20 protein-coding genes are annotated in these 20,523 nt (G+C 69.1%); 13 read left to right on the forward strand and 7 right to left on the reverse strand.

What is annotated here, in order from left to right; translation table 11 throughout:
* The first annotated feature begins 73 nt into the window (after positions 1-73).
* The 3 genes from EJO66_RS13960 to EJO66_RS13970 are packed head-to-tail and all read left to right on the forward strand — an operon-like array spanning position 74 to position 3,609.
* Positions 74-1,261 carry a glycerophosphodiester phosphodiesterase gene (locus tag EJO66_RS13960; protein WP_124958428.1) on the forward strand — a complete coding sequence of 396 codons (1,188 nt, stop codon included), beginning with the start codon at positions 74-76 and terminating at the stop codon, positions 1,259-1,261.
* A gap of 54 nt (positions 1,262-1,315) precedes the next feature.
* Positions 1,316-2,518 (forward strand): M20 aminoacylase family protein, encoded by a 1,203-nt coding sequence (locus EJO66_RS13965; RefSeq protein WP_124958429.1) that lies wholly within the window; start codon positions 1,316-1,318, stop codon positions 2,516-2,518.
* A complete protein-coding gene (locus EJO66_RS13970; RefSeq protein ID WP_124958430.1) occupies positions 2,515-3,609 on the forward strand; it encodes a M14 family metallopeptidase in 1,095 nt (364 codons plus the stop codon). Before EJO66_RS13965 ends, EJO66_RS13970 begins: the two co-directional genes overlap by 4 nt.
* Here EJO66_RS13970 and EJO66_RS13975 read toward each other — a convergent pair.
* Complete coding sequence (locus EJO66_RS13975) at positions 3,606-4,730, reverse strand: ABC transporter substrate-binding protein (protein ID WP_124958431.1); 1,125 nt, start codon at positions 4,728-4,730, stop codon at positions 3,606-3,608. The genes EJO66_RS13970 and EJO66_RS13975 overlap by 4 nt on opposite strands.
* Positions 4,731-4,787: 57 nt before the next feature.
* Here EJO66_RS13975 and EJO66_RS13980 point away from each other — a divergent pair, with 57 nt between their 5' ends.
* From EJO66_RS13980 to EJO66_RS13995, 4 genes are all read left to right on the forward strand, one after another.
* Positions 4,788-6,878 carry a molybdopterin-containing oxidoreductase family protein gene (locus EJO66_RS13980; protein ID WP_124958432.1) on the forward strand — a complete coding sequence of 697 codons (2,091 nt, stop codon included), beginning with the start codon at positions 4,788-4,790 and terminating at the stop codon, positions 6,876-6,878.
* Complete coding sequence (locus EJO66_RS13985) at positions 6,875-8,008, forward strand: aminopeptidase (protein WP_124958433.1); 1,134 nt, start codon at positions 6,875-6,877, stop codon at positions 8,006-8,008. The genes EJO66_RS13980 and EJO66_RS13985 overlap by 4 nt, the downstream gene beginning before the upstream one ends.
* Entirely contained in the window at positions 8,001-8,318 is a 318-nt protein-coding gene (locus tag EJO66_RS13990; RefSeq protein ID WP_124958434.1) for a polyhydroxyalkanoic acid system family protein, read from the forward strand. The genes EJO66_RS13985 and EJO66_RS13990 overlap by 8 nt, the downstream gene beginning before the upstream one ends.
* 89 nt (positions 8,319-8,407) lie before the next feature.
* Positions 8,408-9,646 carry a CaiB/BaiF CoA transferase family protein gene (locus EJO66_RS13995; RefSeq protein WP_124958435.1) on the forward strand — a complete coding sequence of 413 codons (1,239 nt, stop codon included), beginning with the start codon at positions 8,408-8,410 and terminating at the stop codon, positions 9,644-9,646.
* Positions 9,647-9,656: 10 nt separating this feature from the next.
* Here EJO66_RS13995 and EJO66_RS14000 read toward each other — a convergent pair whose 3' ends face one another.
* The 6 genes from EJO66_RS14000 to EJO66_RS14025 form a co-directional block, all read right to left on the reverse strand.
* Positions 9,657-9,914 carry an acyl-CoA-binding protein gene (locus tag EJO66_RS14000; protein ID WP_012745510.1) on the reverse strand — a complete coding sequence of 86 codons (258 nt, stop codon included), beginning with the start codon at positions 9,912-9,914 and terminating at the stop codon, positions 9,657-9,659.
* Positions 9,915-9,984: 70 nt separating this feature from the next.
* Positions 9,985-10,824: a tetratricopeptide repeat protein gene (locus tag EJO66_RS14005; RefSeq protein WP_185738296.1), complete on the reverse strand. Its 840-nt coding sequence runs from the start codon at positions 10,822-10,824 to the stop codon at positions 9,985-9,987.
* Positions 10,825-10,828: 4 nt separating this feature from the next.
* Positions 10,829-11,542 carry a TetR/AcrR family transcriptional regulator gene (locus EJO66_RS14010; protein ID WP_124958436.1) on the reverse strand — a complete coding sequence of 238 codons (714 nt, stop codon included), beginning with the start codon at positions 11,540-11,542 and terminating at the stop codon, positions 10,829-10,831.
* Positions 11,543-11,671: 129 nt separating this feature from the next.
* Positions 11,672-12,175 (reverse strand): phasin family protein, encoded by a 504-nt coding sequence (locus EJO66_RS14015; protein WP_124958437.1) that lies wholly within the window; start codon positions 12,173-12,175, stop codon positions 11,672-11,674.
* An 87-nt stretch (positions 12,176-12,262) separates the two neighbouring features.
* Entirely contained in the window at positions 12,263-12,712 is a 450-nt protein-coding gene (locus tag EJO66_RS14020; protein ID WP_124958438.1) for an acyl-CoA thioesterase, read from the reverse strand.
* Between the two features lie 93 nt (positions 12,713-12,805).
* Positions 12,806-13,705, reverse strand: coding sequence for a LysR family transcriptional regulator (locus tag EJO66_RS14025; protein WP_124958439.1), 900 nt, complete (start codon positions 13,703-13,705; stop codon positions 12,806-12,808).
* Between the two features lie 143 nt (positions 13,706-13,848).
* On the opposite strand from EJO66_RS14025, the gene gtdA reads away from it, so the two are divergent.
* The 6 genes from gtdA to EJO66_RS14055 all read left to right on the forward strand — a co-directional run bounded on the left by gtdA (position 13,849) and on the right by EJO66_RS14055 (position 20,451).
* Positions 13,849-14,934, forward strand: coding sequence for a gentisate 1,2-dioxygenase (gene gtdA, locus EJO66_RS14030; RefSeq protein WP_124958440.1), 1,086 nt, complete (start codon positions 13,849-13,851; stop codon positions 14,932-14,934).
* A gap of 67 nt (positions 14,935-15,001) precedes the next feature.
* A complete protein-coding gene (locus tag EJO66_RS14035; protein ID WP_124958441.1) occupies positions 15,002-15,706 on the forward strand; it encodes a fumarylacetoacetate hydrolase family protein in 705 nt (234 codons plus the stop codon).
* A gap of 24 nt (positions 15,707-15,730) precedes the next feature.
* The gene (locus EJO66_RS14040; protein WP_124958442.1) at positions 15,731-17,014 is read left to right on the forward strand and encodes a 3-hydroxybenzoate 6-monooxygenase; all 1,284 of its coding nucleotides are present in this window, start codon (positions 15,731-15,733) and stop codon (positions 17,012-17,014) included.
* Positions 17,015-17,073: 59 nt separating this feature from the next.
* Positions 17,074-18,063 (forward strand): Bug family tripartite tricarboxylate transporter substrate binding protein, encoded by a 990-nt coding sequence (locus EJO66_RS14045; RefSeq protein ID WP_124958443.1) that lies wholly within the window; start codon positions 17,074-17,076, stop codon positions 18,061-18,063.
* A 46-nt stretch (positions 18,064-18,109) separates the two neighbouring features.
* Positions 18,110-19,087, forward strand: coding sequence for a Bug family tripartite tricarboxylate transporter substrate binding protein (locus EJO66_RS14050; protein ID WP_124958444.1), 978 nt, complete (start codon positions 18,110-18,112; stop codon positions 19,085-19,087).
* The gene (locus EJO66_RS14055) at positions 19,087-20,451 is read left to right on the forward strand and encodes an FAD-dependent oxidoreductase (protein WP_124958445.1); all 1,365 of its coding nucleotides are present in this window, start codon (positions 19,087-19,089) and stop codon (positions 20,449-20,451) included. The genes EJO66_RS14050 and EJO66_RS14055 overlap by 1 nt, the downstream gene beginning before the upstream one ends.
* Positions 20,452-20,523: the final 72 nt, after the last annotated feature.

Raw genomic sequence — 20,523 nt, forward strand, 5'->3', positions numbered from 1 at the left:
CGGTTGCCGGCGGGCGCCCGGGCTGTCATGCGCAGCGGGTACCCTGCGCCTCTTTTGGATGGAGGAAAAGACGATGCGCACCGTTCACTTCGCCCTTGCCGCGACCGCCGCCCTTGGCCTGGCGGCCTGCAGCACCACCGGTCCCGCCAACAAGCTGCTCACGCTCGACGGCAACCCGCCGCTGGTCATTGCGCACCGCGGTGCCTCGGGCCAGCTGCCCGAGCAGACGCTCGAAGCCTACGCGCGCGCCGTCGAGCTCGGCGCCGACGTGATCGAGATGGACCTGGTTTCCACCAAGGACGGCGTGCTCATCGCCCGCCACGACCCCAACCTGGCCATCAGCACCGACGTGGCCAAGCACCCGCGCTTCGCCTCGCGCAAGAAGACCATCAAGGTCGACGGCGAAACCCAGACCGGCTGGTTCAGCAACGACTTCACGCTGGCCGAGATCAAGACGCTGGGCGGCATCTCGACCGACCCCGAGCGCCCGCAGGATTTCAACGGCAAGTTCAAGATCCCCACCTTCCAGGAGATCATCGATTTCGCCAAGGCCAAGTCGAAGGAAACCGGCCGCACCATCGCGATCTATCCGGAGACCAAGAACCCGACCTACTTCCGCGACCTCGGGCTGCCAATGGAAGACAAGGTGATTGCAGCCATCAACGCCGCCGGCTGGAACAGCAAGACCGCCCCCATCTACGTGCAGTCCTTCGAGCCCGGGAGCCTCAAATACATGAAGGCCAAGGGCCTGAAAACCCGGCTCATCCAGCTGATCGACGGCGACGGCATCGACATGAAGACCGGCGCCATGACCTACGCCGTGCCGGTCGACCGCCCCTACGAATGGACCAAGGCCGGCGACAAGCGCAACTTCGACGTCATGGTCACGCCCGCGGGCCTGGCCGAGATCAAGACCTATGCCGACGGCATCGGGCCGTGGAAGCGCTACATCGTGAGCATCAAGGGCAGCATCGGCTCCGACGGCAAGCCGCTGGACGTCAACAAGGACGGCAAGATCAACGATGCCGACGCCACCTCGGTCTCGCCCACCACGCTGGTCGCCGATGCCCACAAGGCCGGGCTCTTCGTGCACCCGTTTACCTTCCGCAACGAATCGCGCCGTCTGGCGGCCGACTACAACAAGGACGGCAGGAACGAGTACGCGGTCTACTACAAGCTCGGCGTGGACGGGGTGTTCACCGATTTCCCCGACACCGCGATCGCCGCGCGCGCCGACTACCTGAAGAGCCTCGGCCGCTGAGGGTTTGCCCGGCACGGTCTTTGCGGGGGTCGTCGCAAAGCCTAGACTGTGCCCATGAAACTCATCGATTCACTCGTCACGCAGGCGGCCGGCATCGCCGCCGTGCGGCGTGACCTCCACGCCCATCCCGAACTCTGCTTCGAAGAAGTCCGCACCGCCGACGTGGTGGCAGGCAAGCTCACCGAATGGGGCATTCCCATCCACCGGGGCCTGGGCACCACCGGCGTGGTGGGCATCGTCAAGAACGGCACCAGCAACCGCGCCGTCGGCCTGCGCGCCGACATGGACGCCCTGCCCGTCACCGAGCTCAACACCTTCGCGCATGCCAGCAAGCACCACGGCAAGATGCACGCCTGCGGGCACGACGGCCACACGGCCATGCTGCTCGCTGCGGCCCAGCACCTGGCCAAGCACCGCAATTTCGACGGCACCGTCTACCTGATCTTCCAGCCGGCCGAAGAGGGCGGCGGCGGCGCGCGCGAGATGATCAAGGAGGGGCTGTTCGCGCAGTTCCCGATGGATGCCGTCTTCGGCATGCACAACTGGCCCGGCATGAAGGCCGGCCAGTTCGCCGTGAGCCCCGGACCGGTGATGGCGTCGGGCAACAAGTTCTACGTCAACGTGATCGGCAAGGGCGGCCATGCCGCGCTGCCGCAGACCGGCATCGACCCGGTGCCGATCGCCTGCGAGATCGTGCAGGCCTTCCAGACCATCCTCACGCGCAAGATGAAGCCGACCGACTCGGCCGTGATCTCGGTCACCACCATCCATGCCGGCGAAACCAACAACGTGATCCCCGACAACTGCGAGATGACGGGCACGGTGCGCACCTTCTCGATCGAGGTGCTCGACATGATCGAATCGCGCATGAGGCAGATCGCCGAGCACATCTGCGCCGCGCACGACGCGACGTGCGACTTCCGCTTCGAGCGCTACTACCCGCCCACCATCAACACCGAGGCCGAGGCCAACTTCGCGCGCCGCGTGATGGGCGAGATCGTGGGCCCCGAGAACGTGCTGCGGCAGGAAGCCGCCATGACCTCGGAAGACTTCGCCTTCATGCTGCAGGCCAAGCCCGGCGCCTATGCCTTCATCGGCAACGGCGACGGCTCGCACCGCGACGTGCACCACGGCGAAGGGCCGTGCACGTTGCACAACGCGAGCTACGACTTCAACGACGACCTCATTCCCCTGGGCGCCACCTGCTGGGTGCAACTGGCCGAGCAGTTCCTCAAGCCCGGGGGAGCCGCGCCTTGATCGGCATCGGCGAGGCGTTTTCGCCGCGCTACGCCCAGGCCCGCCAGAAGTTTCTGCAGGCCTGCGTGAGTGCGGGCCTCGCGACCCTGCCGCACGCGCATCCGGGCAAGGGGCGGGACGGCGAGGAACTCTCGATGGACGTGGCGCTCGACGGCGCTGCGGACGCCGAGCGCCTGCTGATCGTCACCAGCGGCTGCCACGGCGTGGAGGGCCACTGCGGCAGCGGCGTGCAGGTGTTCGCGCTGCACGACGCCGAATGGCGCGAGAAAGCCAGGGCGCAGGGCGTGGCGGTGCTCTATGTGCATGCGCTCAACCCGCACGGCTTTTCGTACGGCCGGCGCGTCACGCAGGAGAAGGTCGACCTGAACCGCAACTTCGTCGATTTCTCGAAGCCGCTTCCGGCCAACGAGCCCTACGCCAGGCTGCATGCGCTGCTCGTGCCCGAGACTTGGCCGCCCACGCCCGAGAACGAGGCCGACATCGAGAAATGGATCGGCAAGCATGGCGCCGAGGCCTACCAGGCGGCCATCACCAGCGGGCAGTACCAGTTCGAGGACGGCCTGTTCTTCGGCGGCAAGGCGCAGACCTGGAGCAACAAGACCTTGCGCGGCGTGCTGCGCCGGCATGCCGCCAGCGCGCGCCGGCTGGCCTGGATCGACCTGCACACCGGGCTTGGGCCCAATGGCCTGGGCGAACGCATCTTCGCCTGCCGCGACGACAAGGTGGCCTACGCGCGCGCCAATGCCTGGTGGGGCACGCCCGCGGCGCCCGTCACCTCGATCTACGACGGTTCTTCGAGCGCGGCGCTGCTGCGCGGACTGATGTGGGACACCGCGCACCAGGAGTGCCCGCAGGCCGAATACACCGGCATCGCACTCGAATACGGCACGCTGCCCATGCTGGAAGTGCTGGCTGCCCTGCGCGCCGACCACTGGCTGCACAGGCACCCCGAGGCGCCGGCCGACCTGGCCGACGGCATCCGCGCGCGCATGCTCGAGGCCTTCTATACCGACACCGATGCCTGGCGCGGCCAGGTCGTCAGCCAGGCGCGGCAGGCGATGTTCCAGGCCGTGGACGGCCTCTGCAGCTAGGTTCGAACCCGCCCGTCCCCGGTCAGCATCGACAGCTCGACGAACTTCGATGCCACGTGGTTCCTGGCCGAGAAAGACACCTCGAAGCCGCCGAACTGCTGCCGGTCGATGCTTTCGAGCCCCGCGATCAGGCCGTCGCGCGAGGCCTTGCCCGGCGCGCGGCGCAGGCCCTCGGTCAGCACCTTGGCGGCAAGGTAGCCCTCCATGCTCGAGAAGTTGGCGCTCGTGCCGGCGCCGGCCTTCTTCACCGCCTCGCTGAATTCGCGCGTGATCGCATTGGCCGGGTTGTAGGGCGAGGGCACCACCTGGGTCACCATCACGCCGGCGCCCTCCTTGCCGAGTTCGTCGGCCAGCGCCTGGGTGCCCACGAAGGACACGTTGAAGAAGGTGCCGCCGTAGCCCGCCTTGCGCGCCTGGCGGATGAAGGCCGCGCAGGCCTTGTAGGCGCCCACCTGGACCACCGCGTCGGGCCGCGCCGCCGTGATGCTCTTCACCGCCGGCGCCACGTCGACCGAATTGCGCTCCACCGTGGCCAGCGCCACCGGCTTGAGGTCCTGCTGCGACAGCGCCAGCGTGACGCCGTCGAGCCCGGCCTTGCCGTAGGCGTCGTTCTGGTAGAAGACCGCGATCTTCTTCAGCCCCAGGTGCGTGAGCTGCTTCACGATCAGCGCGGTCTCGTCGTTGTACGAGGCGCGCAGGTGGAACACGTTCCTGTGGAAGGGTTCGCGCAGCGACATCGCGCCGGTGAAAGGCGCGATGAAAGGCACCTTCTCCTTCACCGCGAGCGGCAGCGCCGCCATGCTGGTGGGCGTGCCGATGTAGCCGAAGAGCGCGAACACATCCTCTTCGATCAGTTTTTGCGTGTTGGCGGCGCAGCGGTCGGGCTCGTAGCCGTCGTCCAGGTTCTTGATGACCACGTTGCGCCGGCCGGGCTGGGCGTTGTACTGGTCCAGGAACAGCTTGGCACCCTGGTGGAACTGGATGCCGAGCTGCGCGGCCGGGCCGGTGAACGGTGCCGATTGGCCCAGCACCAGCGGCACATCGCCCTGCGCCCGCGCCAACTGGAAGCCGCCGAGCGCCGCCGCGCCGGTGGCCAGAGAAAAATGTCTGCGACTGATCATGTGAAACCTCCTTTGCGCCTTGCCGCGCCACTGCCTGGAAAACTTTAGACTTGCCGGATGGTCGATGCCCCGGTCTCCACAACTGCCGTTCTCCCCACCCCCACGTCCACGGTCCTGGGCGCCTGTCCGCACGACTGCCCGGACACCTGCGCGCTGGTCACCACCGTCAGGGACGGCGTGGCCGTGAAGCTGCAGGGCAATCCGGCCCATTCGCACACCGCCGGCGTTCTCTGCACCAAGGTTTCGCGCTACATCGAACGCAACGACCACGCCGAAAGGCTCGTCCAGCCCCTGAAGCGGACCGGTCCCAAGGGCAGCGGCCAGTTCGAACCTGTGAGCTGGGAGGCCGCTCTTGACGACATCGCCGCCCATCTCCGTGCATTGCAGACAGATCCGGAAACAATTGTGCCTTATAGTTACGCAGGCACGATGGGTCTGGTGCAGGGCGAGTCGATGGATCGACGTTTTTTCCACAAAATGGGCGCCACGCTGCTGGACCGCACGATCTGCTCCATGGCCGGCGGCGAGGCCATGGTCCACACCCTGGGCGCCAAGGTCGGCATGCGGATCGAGTTCTTCGCCGAGGCGAAGCTGATCCTGATCTGGGGCAGCAACTCCATTGCCAGCAACCTGCATTTCTGGCGCCACGCCCAGGCCGCCCGGCGCGCCGGCGCGCGGCTGGTGTGCATCGACCCGCGCAAGACCGAAACCGCCGACAAGTGCGACGAGCACATCGCCCTGCTGCCCGGCACCGATGCCGCGCTGGCCCTGGCGCTGATGCACGAACTCATCGTGCACGGCTGGCTCGACCACGACTTCATTGCCAACCACACGCTCGGCTGGGAGCAGCTGCGGGAGCGCGCACTGCAATGGCCGCCCTCGCGCGCGGCCGCCGTGTGCGGCGTGCCCGAGGCGCAGATCGCGGCGCTGGCGCAGGCCTACGGCACCACCCGGCCGGCCGCGATCCGCCTGAACTACGGCATGCAGCGCGTGCGCGGCGGCGGCAACGCGGCGCGCGCCATTGCCTGCCTGCCCGCGCTGGTGGGGGCCTGGCGCGACCGCGCGGGCGGGCTCCTCTTGAGCAGCTCGGGCCACTTTCCGGCCGACCGCGCCGCGCTGCAGCGCCCCGACCTGCTCGCGGGCCGCCAGCCGCGCACCATCAACATGAGCACCATCGGCGACGCGCTGCTCGACCAGGCAAAGCCGGTGAAGGCCATCGTGGTCTACAACAGCAACCCGGTCGCGGTGGCGCCCGAATCGGGCAAGGTGGTGGCGGGCTTCGCGCGCGAAGACCTTTTCACCGTGGTGCTCGAGCAATTCCGCACCGACACCGCCGACTACGCCGACTACCTGCTGCCCGCCACCACCCAGCTGGAGCACTGGGACATCCACTGCAGCTACGGCCACACCGACGTGCTGTTGAACCGGCCCGCGGTGGCGCCGCGCGGCGAAGCGCGCAGCAATGCCTGGGTGTTCCGCGAGCTCGCGCGCCGCATGGGCTTCGACGAGCCCTGCTTCTCGGACGATGATGAGGCACTGTGCCGCAGCGCCTTCGCACCGGGCGCCATCGACTACGCGCAGTTGCTGGAACAAGGCTTCACCAGCCTCACGCTGCCCGAGGCGCCTTTTGCCGAGGGTCGCTTCCCGACGCCCTCGGGCCGCTGCGAATTCTTCAGCGCGCGCCTGCAGGCGCAAGGCATGGACGGCCTGCCCGACCATGTGCCCAACTACGAAGCGGCGGGCAGCTCCACCGAGTTTCCGCTGGCCATGATCTCGCCGCCGGCGCGCAATTTCCTCAACTCGACCTTCGTCAACGTGACCAGCCTGCGCGCCATCGAGGGCGAGCCGCTGCTCGAGATCCACGAGGCCGACGCGGCCGCCCGCGGCATCGAGGACGGCGCCGTGGTCCGCGTGTTCAACAAGCGCGGCGAGCACCGCTGCCGCGCCGAGGTGTCGCGCCGCGCGCGGCCGGGCGTGGTGCACGGCATGGGCATCTGGTGGCGCAAGCTCGGCCTGGACGGCACCAACGTCAACCAGCTCACCAGCCAGCGCCTGACCGACATCGGCCGCGGGCCGACCTTCTACGACTGCCTGGTCGAGGTCGAGCGTCTTGCTCCTTCTTCCTCCACCGGGGGCGGGCTGGGGTGAGGCCTGCGCGCGCCCTCACGCTGGCCGCCGCACTGCTGCTGCTCGGTGGCTGCGCCGACCTCGGCTACTACTGGCAGTCGGCCAGCGGCCACCTCGGCATCCTGCGGGTGGCCAAGCCGGTGCCCGAATGGCTGGCGGACCCCGCCGTTTCCGCGCCTCTGAAGGCCAAGCTCGAACTCGCGCAGCGCATCCGCCGCTTCGCCGTCAACGAACTGGCGCTGCCCGACAACCCCAGCTACACCTCGTACGCCGATCTGCACCGCCCCGCGGCGGTGTGGAACGTGGTGGCCGCGCCGCCGTATTCGCTCACGCTCAAGAACTGGTGCTTTCCGGTGGCGGGCTGCGTGGGCTACCGCGGCTATTACGACGAGGCCGCCGCCAGGGCCGAGGCCGAGGCGCAGCGCGCCAAGGGGCTGGAAACGGCCGTGTACCCGGTGCCGGCGTATTCCACGCTGGGCTGGATGAACTGGGCCGGCGGCGATCCGCTGCTTTCCACCTTCATCGGCTACCCCGAAGGCGAGCTGGCGCGCATCGTGTTCCACGAACTCGCGCACCAGGTGCTCTATGTGCCGGGCGACATCGTCTTCAACGAGTCGTACGCCACCGCGGTGGAGCGCATCGGCGGCGCGATGTGGTTGCAGCGCGAGGCCAGCGAGGCGGCGCGCAGCGAGTACGCGCGCTTCGACGCGCAGCGCCAGCAGTTTCGCGCGCTGGCCCTCGAGACCCGCCGCGCGCTCAACCGGGCCTATGAATCCGCCGAGGCCAAGGCCGGCGACTGGCCCGCGGTCGACGCCATGAAGAAGGCGGCGATGGATGCCTTTCGCGAGCGCTACGCGATGCTGCGCGCGCAATGGCAGGGGCCGCGGCAGGGCGCCTACGACCTGTGGGTGGCGCGCGCCAACAATGCGACTTTCGGGGCCCAGGGTGCCTACGACGACCTGGTGCCGGGCTTCGAGGCCCTGTTCGTGCGCGAAAGCCGCAACTGGCCGCGCTTCTACAAGGAAGTGCGCCGCATTGCCGCGCTGCCGACGATGGAGGAGCGGCGCAACGCATTGCAGACCGCGACCGGCATCCTGCAGACGAATTCCCGCCACGGCGACAACGACAACAACGGAGGCCACGGTGCCTGACATCCATATCGAACGAAACCACGCACTCGGCATTGCCGGCGCCCGCGAAGTCGCACGCCAGTGGATCGAGCAGGTCGGGCAGGACTACGGCCTGGAGTGCACCTACACCGAAGGCGAGGCCTGCGACGTCGCGCAGTTCAGCCGCCCGGGCATCGACGGCACGGTGGAGGTCACGGCCGACACGCTGACGCTGGAGGCGACGCTGGGATTCCTGTTCAGCAGCTTCAGCGACCAGATCGAACAGAAGATCTCGCGCAAGCTCGATGCCTTGCTGGCGTCGCCCGGCGGCGGTGGCGCCCGCTTCGCCTGAGCGGCCGCCGATCAGGCGATGATCGGTGCCGCCGCCTCATCGACGGGTGCGAACCGTCCCGGCGGAATGCTTCGGCACACTCAGGCGCCATGACGAACACCTCTTCTTCTCCCCCGGCCGCGGGCCCGCTGGCCGGCCTCAAGGTCGTCGAGCTCGGGCAGCTCATTGCCGGGCCTTTCGCCGCGCGCACGCTGGCCGACTTCGGCGCCGAGGTCATCAAGATCGAGCCGCCGGGCGCGGGCGATCCGCTGCGCACCTGGCGGCTGCTGAAGGACGGCACCTCGGTGTGGTGGCAGGTGCAGTCGCGCAACAAGCGTTCGCTGGCGCTCGACCTGCGCCAGGCCGAAGCGCAGGCCGTGGTGCGGCAGCTGGCCGCCGAGGCCGACGTGCTGGTCGAGAACTTCCGCCCCGGCGCGATGGAAGGCTGGGGCCTCGGCCCGGACGAGCTGCTGGCCGCCAATCCCGCGCTCGTGATGCTGCGCATCAGCGGCTACGGCCAGACCGGCCCCTACCGCGACCGGCCGGGCTTCGGCGTGGTGGCCGAGGCCATGGGCGGGCTGCGCCACCTCACGGGCGAGCCGGGCCGCGTGCCGGTGCGCGTGGGCGTGTCCATCGGCGACACGCTGGCCTCGCTGCATGGCGTGATCGGCGTGCTGATGGCGATGCAGCACCGCCATGCCACCGTCAGCGCCGAGTATCCGAAGGGCAGGGGCCAGGTGGTCGACGTGGCGCTCTACGAGGCGGTCTTCAACTGCATGGAGAGCCTGCTGCCCGAGTACAGCGCGTTCGGCGCGGTGCGCGAGGCGGCCGGCAGCGCGCTGCCCGGCATCGCGCCGACCAACGCCTACCGCTGCGCCGATGGCGGCTATGCCATCGTGGCGGGCAACGGCGACAGCATCTTCCGCCGGCTGATGGCATGCATCGGCCGGCCCGAGCTCGCGGCCGATCCGTCACTGGCCGGCAACGCGGGCCGTGTGGCGCAGGTCGAAATGCTCGACGCCGCCATCGGCGAATGGACGGCAGCGCGCACGGTGGACGAGGTGCTGGCCGCGCTCGATGCGGCGCAGGTGCCGGCCGGCCGCATCTACACCATCGCCGACATCGCGGCCGACCCGCACTACGCCGCGCGCGGCATGCTGCAGCAGGTGAGGATGCCCGACGGCAACGCGCTCGCGGTGCCCGGCTTCGTGCCCAAGCTCTCGCTCACGCCGGCCAGCCACCGGCGCAACGCGCCCGCGCTGGGCGCGGACACCGATGCGGTCTTGAAGGAGATCGGCCTGAGCGCCGAGCAGATCGCCGCGCTGCACACGCGCGGGATCGTCGGCTGAGCGGTGCGGCTCAGGCGCGCAGCGATTCGATCAGGTCGATGTACTTCTGCTTCGCCTCGTCGGCGCCCAGGCCTTTTTGCGCGGTCCAGGCGTCCCACTTGGCGCGCGCGACGATGTCGCTGAAGCTCGGCTTCTTGGCGGTGTTGTCGCCCTCGGTGGCCTGCTTGAAGAGGCCATAGATCTTGAGCAGCGTGGGGTTGTCGGGGCGCTCCGGCAGCAGCTTGGAGTTGGCCTGGGCGGCTTCGAAGAGGGCGTTGAGGTCGGACATGGCGGTCGGGTTGAAAAGCGGGAAATCCGCATCTTAAAGCGCGCGGTACCCGCGGGTACCAACGCGCGGCTCAGTCCGTCAGCCCGGCGCGCGCCAATTCCACGTCGAGCCGTTCCTTGGCGTCCGCCGGCTGCAGCGCGGCGGCCTTCTCGTAGAGCTGCGTGGCCTCGCCCAAGCGCGCGTCGCCGTGCAGCATGAGCAGCGCGCGGCCGTATTCCATCAGCGCGCTGGGCGAATGGGGGTACAGCTCGAGGCCGCGCTCGAACAGCTCGACCGACATTTCGGCGCGCACGCCGTAGGTCATGCGGCCGACCAGCGCGCCCACCTTGTCGATCACCTCGGCGTGGAAGGCGGCCAGCGCGACGTGCGCATCGGCATGCTGCGGCTGCAGCTCGATCACGCGCTCCAGCGCTCCCTTGAGCTTGCTGCCGAGGCCCTGCGCCAGGGCGCGCGCCACGCTGATGCCCTGGCTGTAGCGCCCGAGCGCATAGGCCTGCCAGTAGAGGGCATGGCAGTTGTCGGGCTCGGCGCTGGCCTGGGTGCCGGCGCGTTCGATGACCTGGCGGAACATCGAAAGCCGGACCGATTCGCGTGGCTCGAGGTAGTTGGCATAGACGGCGGTGGCCTGGTTGGCCAGCACCAGGCCGTCCGGCCCGTGCGCCAGGCCGAGCGCGGCGGCGCGCTCGAACTCGCCGTTGTGATAAAGCGCCCAGCCGTCGGCCAGCGGATGCCCGCTCGGCGGGGGCGGCAGGGCATGGCCGGCGTGCAGCCGGGGCCAGTGCGGCAGCAGGCTGTGCGCGTCGTAGCGCGGCAGGTCGGCATAGGGCAGCGGTGTCCAGGATTGCGCAGCAGCCGTGGCAACCGGGCTGGCGGACATCAGCGAGAGCGGCTTGAAATCTGGATGGGGCATGGCGTTAACGGGCCTCGGCTGCCAAATCGGCGGTGGCCTCCGCAGGCCGCGCGCTTGCGGGATCATCGCCGCTGTAGGCATTGCTCAATGTCAGCAAATGCCGCCGCTGCTCGCCGCCGAGATACGGCGCGAGCAGGTGCAGCGTGTGCTGGCCGCCGCGCATCAGCGCGCCCTGGGCGTGCGCGGGTTCGAGCGCCTCGCGCGGATTGCGCACGTACTCGTAGCTGAGCCAGTAAGTCAGCACCACGACCATGCTCTGGGCCAGCGTGTCGACCTCGTGCGCGTCGATGTCCAGGTGCCCGGCCCGGCTCAGCCCCGCGATCAGCATGCGGATCGCGCGGGTCTTGTTCTTGAGCACCAGCTGGAACTGCGTTTCGAGATGCCGGTTCTTGCTCAGCAGGTCGTTCAGGTCGCGGTAGAGAAAGCGGTAGCGCCAGATCAGCTCGAACAGGCTGTGCATGAAGAACCAGGCGTCTTCCACATCGTGCACGCCTTCGCTGGCATGCAGCAGCTCGTTGAGTTCGGCCTCGTAGCCTTCGTAGAGCTTGTTGATCAGCTCTTCCTTGGCGGGGTAGTGGTAGTAGAGGTTGCCGGGGCTGATGTTGAGCTCGCCCGCCACCAGCGTGGTGGAGACGTTCGGCTCGCCGAAGCGGTTGAACAGCTCGAGCGCGGCTTCGAGGATGCGTTGCGCTGTGCGGCGTGGCGCTTTCTTGGCCATGTCAGTCCCCGTTTTTTTGTCTCTTGGGGACACTCTAGCGTATGTGCACCGCACCATGAATGCGCCAGCGCAATGTTTTGCGGCGGCGCGTGTTGTGCACCGCCGCAAAAACGGGGCTCGAGGAGGCGTTCAGCCCGGCTTGGTGCTGCTGCTGCGCCGCACGGTCTTCTTGGCGGCGGTGGCGGGTGCGGCGCTGCGGCCCGCGGTCTTGCGGCTTGCGGTGCGCGCCGTGGCGGTGCTCTTTTCCGGGCGGCGCTGCAGTTCGGCCTCCAGCGCGGCCACGCGGGCCTGCAGCGCGGCGTGCTCGGCGGCCGAGGGGATGCCCAGCTTTTCGAGCGCGCGCGCCACGCGCTCTTCGAAGATGTTCTCGAGCTTGCCCCACTGGCCCGCGGCCTTGGTGCCGAATTCGCTCGCGAAGCCGGCCATGCGCGTCTGTGCCTGCGCGAGGGTTTCCTCCGCGGCCTGCTGGGTCTTCTTCTGCAGGCCGGCGCCGTCCTTCACCAGCGCCTCGAAGGCCTTGCTGCCTTCCTGCTGCATCTTGGCAAAGGCGCCAAGCCCGGCCAGCCAGATCTGCTGGGCCGAGTCCTTGATGCGGTCGGAGCCCTTGTTGCCGTCGTCGTCCTGGGTAGCCATGATGCGAAATGTTCCTGTGAAGCCAACGAGCGACTCTAGCCGCTCGGTCCGCTCGTTTTTAGAGCTTTGTATCTATGGCCGGGGGCGCTAGGTGGTTCCACCGGCGGCGCGGCTGGCGTCCAGGTGGGTCTTGGCGCGTTCGGCGAGCGCCATTTCTCCCGGCGTGCCCGGCACGTAGGGCTGCACCGGCAGCGGGCGGCCGTGCGAATCGACCGAGACGAAGACGATCAGGCATTCGGTGGTCTTGTCCATGGTGCCGCCCTTCATGTCGCCGCTTCGCACCTCGACCGAGATGTTCATGCTGGTGGTGCCGGTGTAGGCCAGCCGGGCCTCGACCTCGACCAGATCGCCGATCATGATCGGGTGGTGAAAGCGGATGCTGCCGATGAAGGCCGTCACGCAGTAGCGCTTGGCCCAGCTGGTGGCGCAGGCGTAGCCGGCCTCGTCGATCCATTTCATGACGGTGCCGCCGTGGACCTTTCCGCCGAAGTTGACGGTGCTGGGCTCGGCCAGGAATCGAAGGGTGATGGAGGACATGCGCCGCCTTTTGTATGGGCCGTGTGTGGGGTTCCGATTATGCGAGCGAGCGCCCACCGCGGCGCGCGCCGCCGGTCGGCGCGGCGCACACGCTCAGCCGCTGCCGCCGAACAGCTCCGCCAGCGTGCGCCGCAGCCAGGCGTTGCCGGCGTCCGCATGGAAGCGCTCGTGCCAGTGCTGCTTGACGGCGTAGGCCGGCAGCTCGAAGGGCGGCTCCAGCAGCTTCACCGGCTCCTGCGTGGCCAGCACCTTGCCGAGGATGCTGGGCACGATCACGATCAGCTCCGTGTGCGCCACGATGCGCGCCACGCTCAGGAAGCTCGACAGGCTGGCCACCACGTTGCGCCCGAGCCCCAGCCGCGCGATGGTCTTGTCGACGATGGCATGGCCGGTGCCCGACGAGGCCACCACCGCATGCGCCTCGCTCTCGAAGCGCCTGCGCGTGAGCCGCTCGCCGATGCGCGGATGGTTGCGCGCGGCCAGGCAGACGAAGTTCTGCATGAACAGCGTCTGCTGGTAGAAGCCCGCGTCCAGCTGCGGCATGAAGCCCACCGCCAGGTCCACCGCGCCGTCCTCGAGCCGTCGCCCGCTCTCGGTGGAGATGATCTCGGTCTCGATGCGCACGCCGGGCGCCGTGCGCCGCAGGTGGTCGAGCAGGCCGGGCAGCAGCACGACCTCGCTGATGTCGGTCATGCAGATGCGAAAGCTGCGCGCCGCGGTGGCGGGGTCGAAACTCGCGCGTCCGCCCTTGGCCCGGTTCAGCCGGTCGAGGATGTCGAGCACCAGCGGCTGGATCTGCCGCGCATAGGGCGTGGGCTCCATGCCGCGCGAGGTGCGCACGAACAGCTTGTCGCCGAAATGCGTGCGCAGCCGCGCCAGCGCGGTGCTGGCCGCCGACTGGGACAGGCCGAGCCGCTCGGCGGCACTCGACACGTTGGCCGTCTTGTAGACCTCGTCGAACACCAGCAGCCATTCGAGATCGAGCTGGGCCATGAAACATCTCCTTTGCGGCGACCACTATCAAGAAACCAGATCGGGCCTATCGCCATGGCCCCATTGCGCCAATAGTAGTGCCGGCGGAAGATTGCGCTTCCCCGGAGACAACCGCCGCACGACGGCCGGAGCTGCTGCTGCCCATGAACCCCACTGCCCAGAAATCCGCCGCCCCGGCGCCCGCCAATGCCGCGGAGCGCCGCGGCTATTACGAGCGCATCCGCCCGCTCCACCTCACGCCGCTGTGGGAGTCGCTGCATGCGCTGGTGCCGCGCGAGCCCGCCACGCCCTGCGTGCCGGCGCTCTGGCGCTACGACGAGATCCGCCCGCTGCTGATGGAATCGGCGGACCTCATCACCGCCGAGGAAGCGGTGCGCCGCGTGCTCGTGCTCGAGAACCCGGCGCTGCCCGGCAACTCGTCGATCACGCAGTCGATCTACGCCGGCCTGCAGCTCATCATGCCGGGCGAGGTGGCGCCCTCGCACCGCCACGTGCAGTCGGCGCTGCGCTTCATCGTCGACGGCAAGGGCGCCTACACCACGGTGGGCGGCGAGCGCACCACCATGTACCCGGGCGACTTCATCATCACGCCGTCCTGGGCCTGGCACGACCACGGCAACGAGGGCGTCGGCGGCACGGTGGAGCCGGTGGTCTGGCTCGACGGGCTCGACATTCCGATGCTGCGCTTCTTCGACGCCGGCTTTGCCGAGAACGACGACGCCAAGGTGCAGCACGTGGCGCGCCCCGAGGGCAACAGCCTCGCGCGCTTCGGCCACAACATGGTGCCGGTGCGCCACGACCACGCATCGCCCACCTCGCCGATCTTCAACTACCCCTACGCCCGCAGCCGCGAGGCGCTGGCCCTGCTGCAGAAGCAGGAAGCGCCCGATGCCTGGCTGGGCCACAAGCTGCGCTACATCAATCCGCTGACGGGCGGCGCGCCCATGCCCACCATCGGCACCCAGCTGCAGCTGCTGCCCCAGGGCTTCGCGGGCAAGACGCACCGCGCCACCGACGGCACCGTCTACAGCGTGGTCGAAGGCCGCGGCATTGCCGAGATCGCGGGCCGGCGCTTCGAGTTCGGGCCGCGCGACACCTTCGTGGTGCCTTCGTGGGCGCCGCTGCGGCTTTCGGCGCCCGGCGAGGACGTGGTGCTCTTCAGCTTTTCGGACCGTCCCGTGCAGCAGGCCATGGGCATCCTGCGCGAAGCCTTTCTCGAAGACGCCTGAACCGTCCGCATTTTTTTCTTTCTTCTCTTGTCTTGACCCTGTGCCGCCGCGCGCGGCAGGAGCCCACATGTCCTTCGTCTTCACGCCTCCTTCCATCGTCGGCCTGCCCATCGCGGGCTCGAGCGAGCTGTTCCCGGTGCGCCGGGTCTACTGCGTGGGCCGCAACTACGCGGCGCATGCGCGCGAGATGGGCTTCGACCCCGACCGCGAGCCGCCGTTCTTCTTCTGCAAGCCCAACGACGACGCCTCGGTGGTGCCGGTGGCCGAAGGCGAGACCGGCGCCATTCCATATCCGCCGCTCACGAGCAACTACCACTACGAAGCCGAGCTCGTCGTGGCCATCGGCAAGGGCGGCAAGGACATTGCGGTGGCAGAGGCCGCCAGCCACATTCACAGCTACGCCGTGGGCCTGGACATGACGCGGCGGGACCTGCAGATGAAGATGCGCGAAGCCGGCCGGCCGTGGGAAATCGGCAAGGCCTTCGATTTCTCGGCGCCCATTGCGCCGCTGCGCACGCTGGCCGACGTGGGCGAGATCAACGCCGGCGCCATCAGGCTCGAGGTCGACGGCCAGGTGCGCCAGAACAGCGACATCACGCACCTGATCTGGTCCGTCAACGAGGTGATCGCCAATCTCTCGACGCTGTTCACGCTGCAGCCCGGCGACCTGATCTTCACGGGCACGCCCGAAGGCGTGGGCGCGGTGAAGCCTGGGCAGACCCTCAAGGTAAGCATCGACAAGCTGCCTTCGCTCAGCGTCCGCATCGACTGAGCAGCGCAGCGCAGAGGCCACGCGATGAGCATATTCCCCTCGAAGAACCCTCCCACCGTGCTGCTCGTCGGCGGCGGCATCGGCGGCATGGCGGCCGCGCTGGCGCTCGCGCGCCTCGGCGTTTCCATCGACCTGCTCGAACAGAGCGCCACCATCGGCGAGATCGGCGCCGGCCTGCAGCTCGGCCCCAACGCCTTCGCGGCGCTCGACGCGCTCGGCGTGGGCGAGGCGGTGCGCCGCAACTCGGTCTTCACCGACCGGCTCGTGATGATGGATGCGGTCGACTGCGGCGAAGTGGCTTCGGTGCCCGTGGGCGAAGCCTTCCGCGCGCGTTTCAGGAATCCGTATGCGGTGAGCCACCGCGCCGACCTGCACGGCGCCATCCACGAGGCCGTGAAGCAGCATCCGCTGATCCGCTTCCACACCTCGGCACAGGTCGAGTCCCTCGACATCGGCGCAGGCGGCGCGAAGGGTGTGGTCGCCACCACGCGCGACGGCCGGCGCTTCAAGGCCGATGCCATCGTGGGATGCGACGGCGTGAAGTCGGTGGTGCGCGCCAGGCTCGTGGGCGACGAGGCGCGCGTCTCGGGCCACGTGGTGTACCGCGCGGTGGTGCCGGTGGCCGACATGCCGGCCGACCTGCGCTGGAATGCGCCCGTGGTCTGGGCCGGTCCCAACTGCCACCTGGTGCACTATCCGCTGCGCCATGGCGAGCAATACAACCTGGTCGTCACCTTCCACAGCCGCGAGCAGGAGGAGTGGGGCGTTTCCGAGGGCAGCAAGGAAGAAGTGCTTTCCTACTTCGAGGGCGTGCATGCGCGCCCGCGCCAGCTGCTCGACCGGCCCAGCTCGTGGCGGCGCTGGAGCACGGCCGACCGCGATCCGGTGGCGCGCTGGAGCGACGGCCCGGCCACGCTGCTCGGGGACGCCGCGCATCCGATGATGCAGTACCTCGCGCAGGGCGCCTGCATGGCGCTGGAGGACGCGGTCACGCTGGGCGCCGCGGTGCGGGCCTGCGATTTCGACATGCCGGCCGCCTTCAAGCTCTACGAGGCTGCGCGCATTGCACGCACCGCCCGCGTGGTGCTGTCGGTGCGCGAGATGGGCCGGCTCTATCACGCCAAGGGCGTGGAGCGGCTGGTGCGCAACAGCCTCTGGGTGGGCCGCACGTCCGAACGCTTCTACGATGCGGTCGAGTGGCTGTATGCCTGGCGGCCCGAGCATTGCCTGGACGACGCGCCGCAGCCGCTGCGGCGCCCCGCCGCGGTGCCCGGTGCCGAGGCCGCCGCCGTGCTTTCGCCGCACTGATCGAACGGGTTTCCTTCATCATCACCATTCGAGGCCACAGGCCCAGGAGACAAGACAACATGAGCTTCTCACCACGCGCATTGCTGACGGGCATCCTGGCCCTGGCGTCGCTGGCTGCCGCCACCGGCGCGCTGGCACAGGCCGGCGACTATCCGAACAAGCCGGTCACGCTGGTCACGCCCTTCGCCGCCGGGAGCGGTCCCGACGCGGTGCTGCGGCTGGTCTCCGACAAGCTCTCGCGGCTGTGGAACCAGCGCGTGCTGATCGACAACCGGCCGGGCGGCGGCGGCTTCATCGCCATCGACCAGGCGCGCCGCGCGGCGCCCGACGGCTACACGCTGCTGCAGCTGGACAGCGAGCACATCGCGGCGCTGCCGCACCTGTACAAGTCGCGCAACTTCGTGACGCTGCAGCACTTCGACCCCGTGGCCTCGCTGTTTCGCACGCCCTTCTTCGTGGCGGTGTCGAGCGAGTCGAAGTGGAAGAGCATGAGCGACCTCGTCGCGGCCGCCAAGGCGAGCCCCGACGCCATCGTCTACGGCTCCTGGGGCGTGGGCAGCCCGGGCCACCTGGGCGCGCAGCAGCTGGAGGCGCTCACCGGCATCCGCATGCGGCACGCGCCGTTCCGCGAGGTGTCGCAGCTGTTCTCGAACGTGGGTACGGGCGAAGTGCCGTGGAGCTTTGCGAGCATTCCGTCGAGCCAAGGCATCTACAAGGCCGGCAAGCTGCGCTACCTGGCCATTGCCGCGCCCAAACGCATTCCGCAGATGCCCGACGTGCCGACCATGGCCGAGGCCGGCGGGCCGGCCTCGCTCGAGGTCAATTCCTTTGTCTCGCTGCTCGCACCCAAGGGCGTGCCGGCGGCCGTCAAGGCAAAGATCAACGCCGACGTGGCCAAGGTCATTGCCGACCCCGAGATCCGCGCGCGCTTCGACACCTTCGCCTTCGAGCCGCTGGCCTGGTCGCCCGAGGAGATCGAGCGCAACGCCGAGGCCAAGTCCAAGGTGTATGGCGAGCTGGTCCGCCGCGGCAACATCAGCCTCGACTAGCGGCCTCATTACCATTACGTTTTTTCACATTTCCTTTTCACCTTCCATGCACGCCACCAAGAGAGCCCTCCTGATCGCCTGCGGCCTGGCCGCCGCCGCTGCGCTGCCGCTCGCGGCCAGCGCACAGAGCAATGCCTGGCCGACCAAGCCGATCCGCCTGCTCGTGGGTTTTCCGGGCGGCTCCACGCCCGACATCGCCGCCCGCACCATCGCCGAGCCGCTCGCCAAGGCGCTCGGCCAGCCCGTGGTGGTGGACAACAAGCCCGGCGCCTCGGGCAACATTGCCGCCGACATGGTGGCCAAGGCCACCGACGACCACACGCTGGGCATCGTCATCAACGGCAATCTCACCTCGTCGAAGATGCTGTACCCGCGGCTGCCCTATGACCCGGCCAAGGATTTCACCTACCTCTCGCTGATTGCCACGGCCCCGCTGGTGCTGGTGGCGCAGAACAGCCTGCCCTCGGGCACCGCCTTCTTCGACGCGGCGCGCAAGGGCGGCGACAAGTGGAATTACGGTTCGGTGGGCGTGGGCTCGGTCGGGCACCTGGGCATGGAACTGCTCAAGAGCCGCGTGGCCGGCTTCAACGCCGAACACGTGCCCTACCAGGGCAACCCGCAGGTCGTGACCGCGATGCTCGGCGACCAGGTGCAGATGGCCCTCATCCCGCCGGGCGTGGCCATGCCGCAGGTGCGCGCCGGCAAGCTCAAGGCCATCGGCCTCACGGGCGGCCGCAGCGCGCTGGTGCCCGAGCTGCCGCCGCTGGCCGAAGCCGGCGTGCGCGACTTCAACCTCGAGGTGTGGGTGGCGCTGCTCGGCCCGGCCGACCTCTCGAAGACCGCGCAGGCGCGCATCAGCCGCGAGGTCGAGGTCATCATGAAGCAGCCCGAAGTGCGCCGGAAGCTCTTCGAGCAAGGCTGGCAGGCGGTGGGCACCTCGCCCGACGGCATGCGCCTGCGCGTGAAGGAAGAAGCCGCGATCATGACCCGCATCATCTCGACGCGCGGCATCAAGATCCAGTGATGGCCGCCGTCCAGCACAAGAAGACCCTGGCCGAGCCGGCGCGCGAGCTGCCGGTGTTCGGCGAATACGACGTGGTGGTGGTCGGCGGCGGCCCGGCCGGCATTGCCGCCGCCGTGAGCGCAGCGCGCCACGGCGCGAACACGCTGCTGGTGGAGCGCTACGGCTTTCTCGGCGGCATGGGCACCGCGGGCGGCGTCACCAACTTCGCTGGCCTCTACGGCAAGCGCCACGGCGAGATGACGCTGCTGGTGCGCGGCGTGGCCGACGACCTGCTCGCGCGCATCGACGCGCTGGGCGGCCTCAACACGCCGCAGGACGGCATGCAGGGCCGCATCCGCGTGCGCTCCTACGACACCTCGGCCTACAAGATCGCGGCCGACCAGCTGCTGCTCGATGCGGGCGTGCACCTGCTGTTCCACGCCTGGGCCGCCGCGGTGGTGCGCGAGGGCGACCGCATCGCGGCGCTGGTGGTCGAGACCAAGTCGGGCCGGCAGGCGATCCGCGCCAATGCCTTCGTCGATGCCAGCGGCGACGCCGACGTGGCGGCCTTTGCGGGCGTGCCCTTCGAAGTGGGCGACGGCCATGGCAGCGGCCTGTTCCCCACCACCATGTTCCGCGTCGGCCAGGTCGATGCGCAGCCCGCGCTCGCCGCCGTCGGCGAATTCAAGGCCATCAACGACCTGATGGAGCGGGTGCAGGCGCAGAAGCCGGGCGCCTACAGGTTTCCGCGCGAAGGCGCGATCCTGCGGCCCAACATCGACCCGCGCGAGTGGCGCGCCAACGTCACGCAGATCCGCAATGCGGCCGGCCGCGCGATGAACGGCATCGATGCGCGCGAGCTCACCGAAGGCGAGCTCGAAGGCCGGCGCCAGATTGCCGAGTACTTCAGGTTCATGAAGGCCGAGGTGCCGGGCTTCGCGCGCTCGGCCATCGTCGAGATCGCGCCGCAGGTCGGCATCCGCGAAACGCGCCGCATCGAGGGCCTCTATGCGCTCACGGGCGAGGACATCCTGTCGTCGGCCAGCTTCGACGACAGCATCGGCATCAACGCCTGGCCCATGGAAATGCATGCCGACGGCCGCATCGAGTGGGCCTTTCCGCGCGACGAGAGCCGCACCTACAACCAGCTGCCCTGGCGCATGCTGGTGCCGCGCACCGTCCACAACCTGCTGGTGGCCGGCCGCTGCGCCGCCATGACGCACGAAGGCCAGTCGGCCGCGCGCGCGAGCGGCGGCTGCTTCGTGATGGGGCAGGCGGCGGGCACGGCCGCGGCTTCGCTGGGTGCCGGCGCGAAGTTCGCCGATGTCGACGTGCCGGCGCTTCAGGAGAAGCTGGCCGCCGACGGCGCCGATCTCGACCGCTGAGCCCCTGGCGGGCGCTGACCGCCCCGCGACAGCCCGCGGGCGCGGCCTTTGCTATGGTCTGGGGTTGCTTCC

The organism is Variovorax beijingensis (assembly GCF_003951285.1).
Classification (GTDB): domain Bacteria; phylum Pseudomonadota; class Gammaproteobacteria; order Burkholderiales; family Burkholderiaceae_C; genus Variovorax; species Variovorax beijingensis.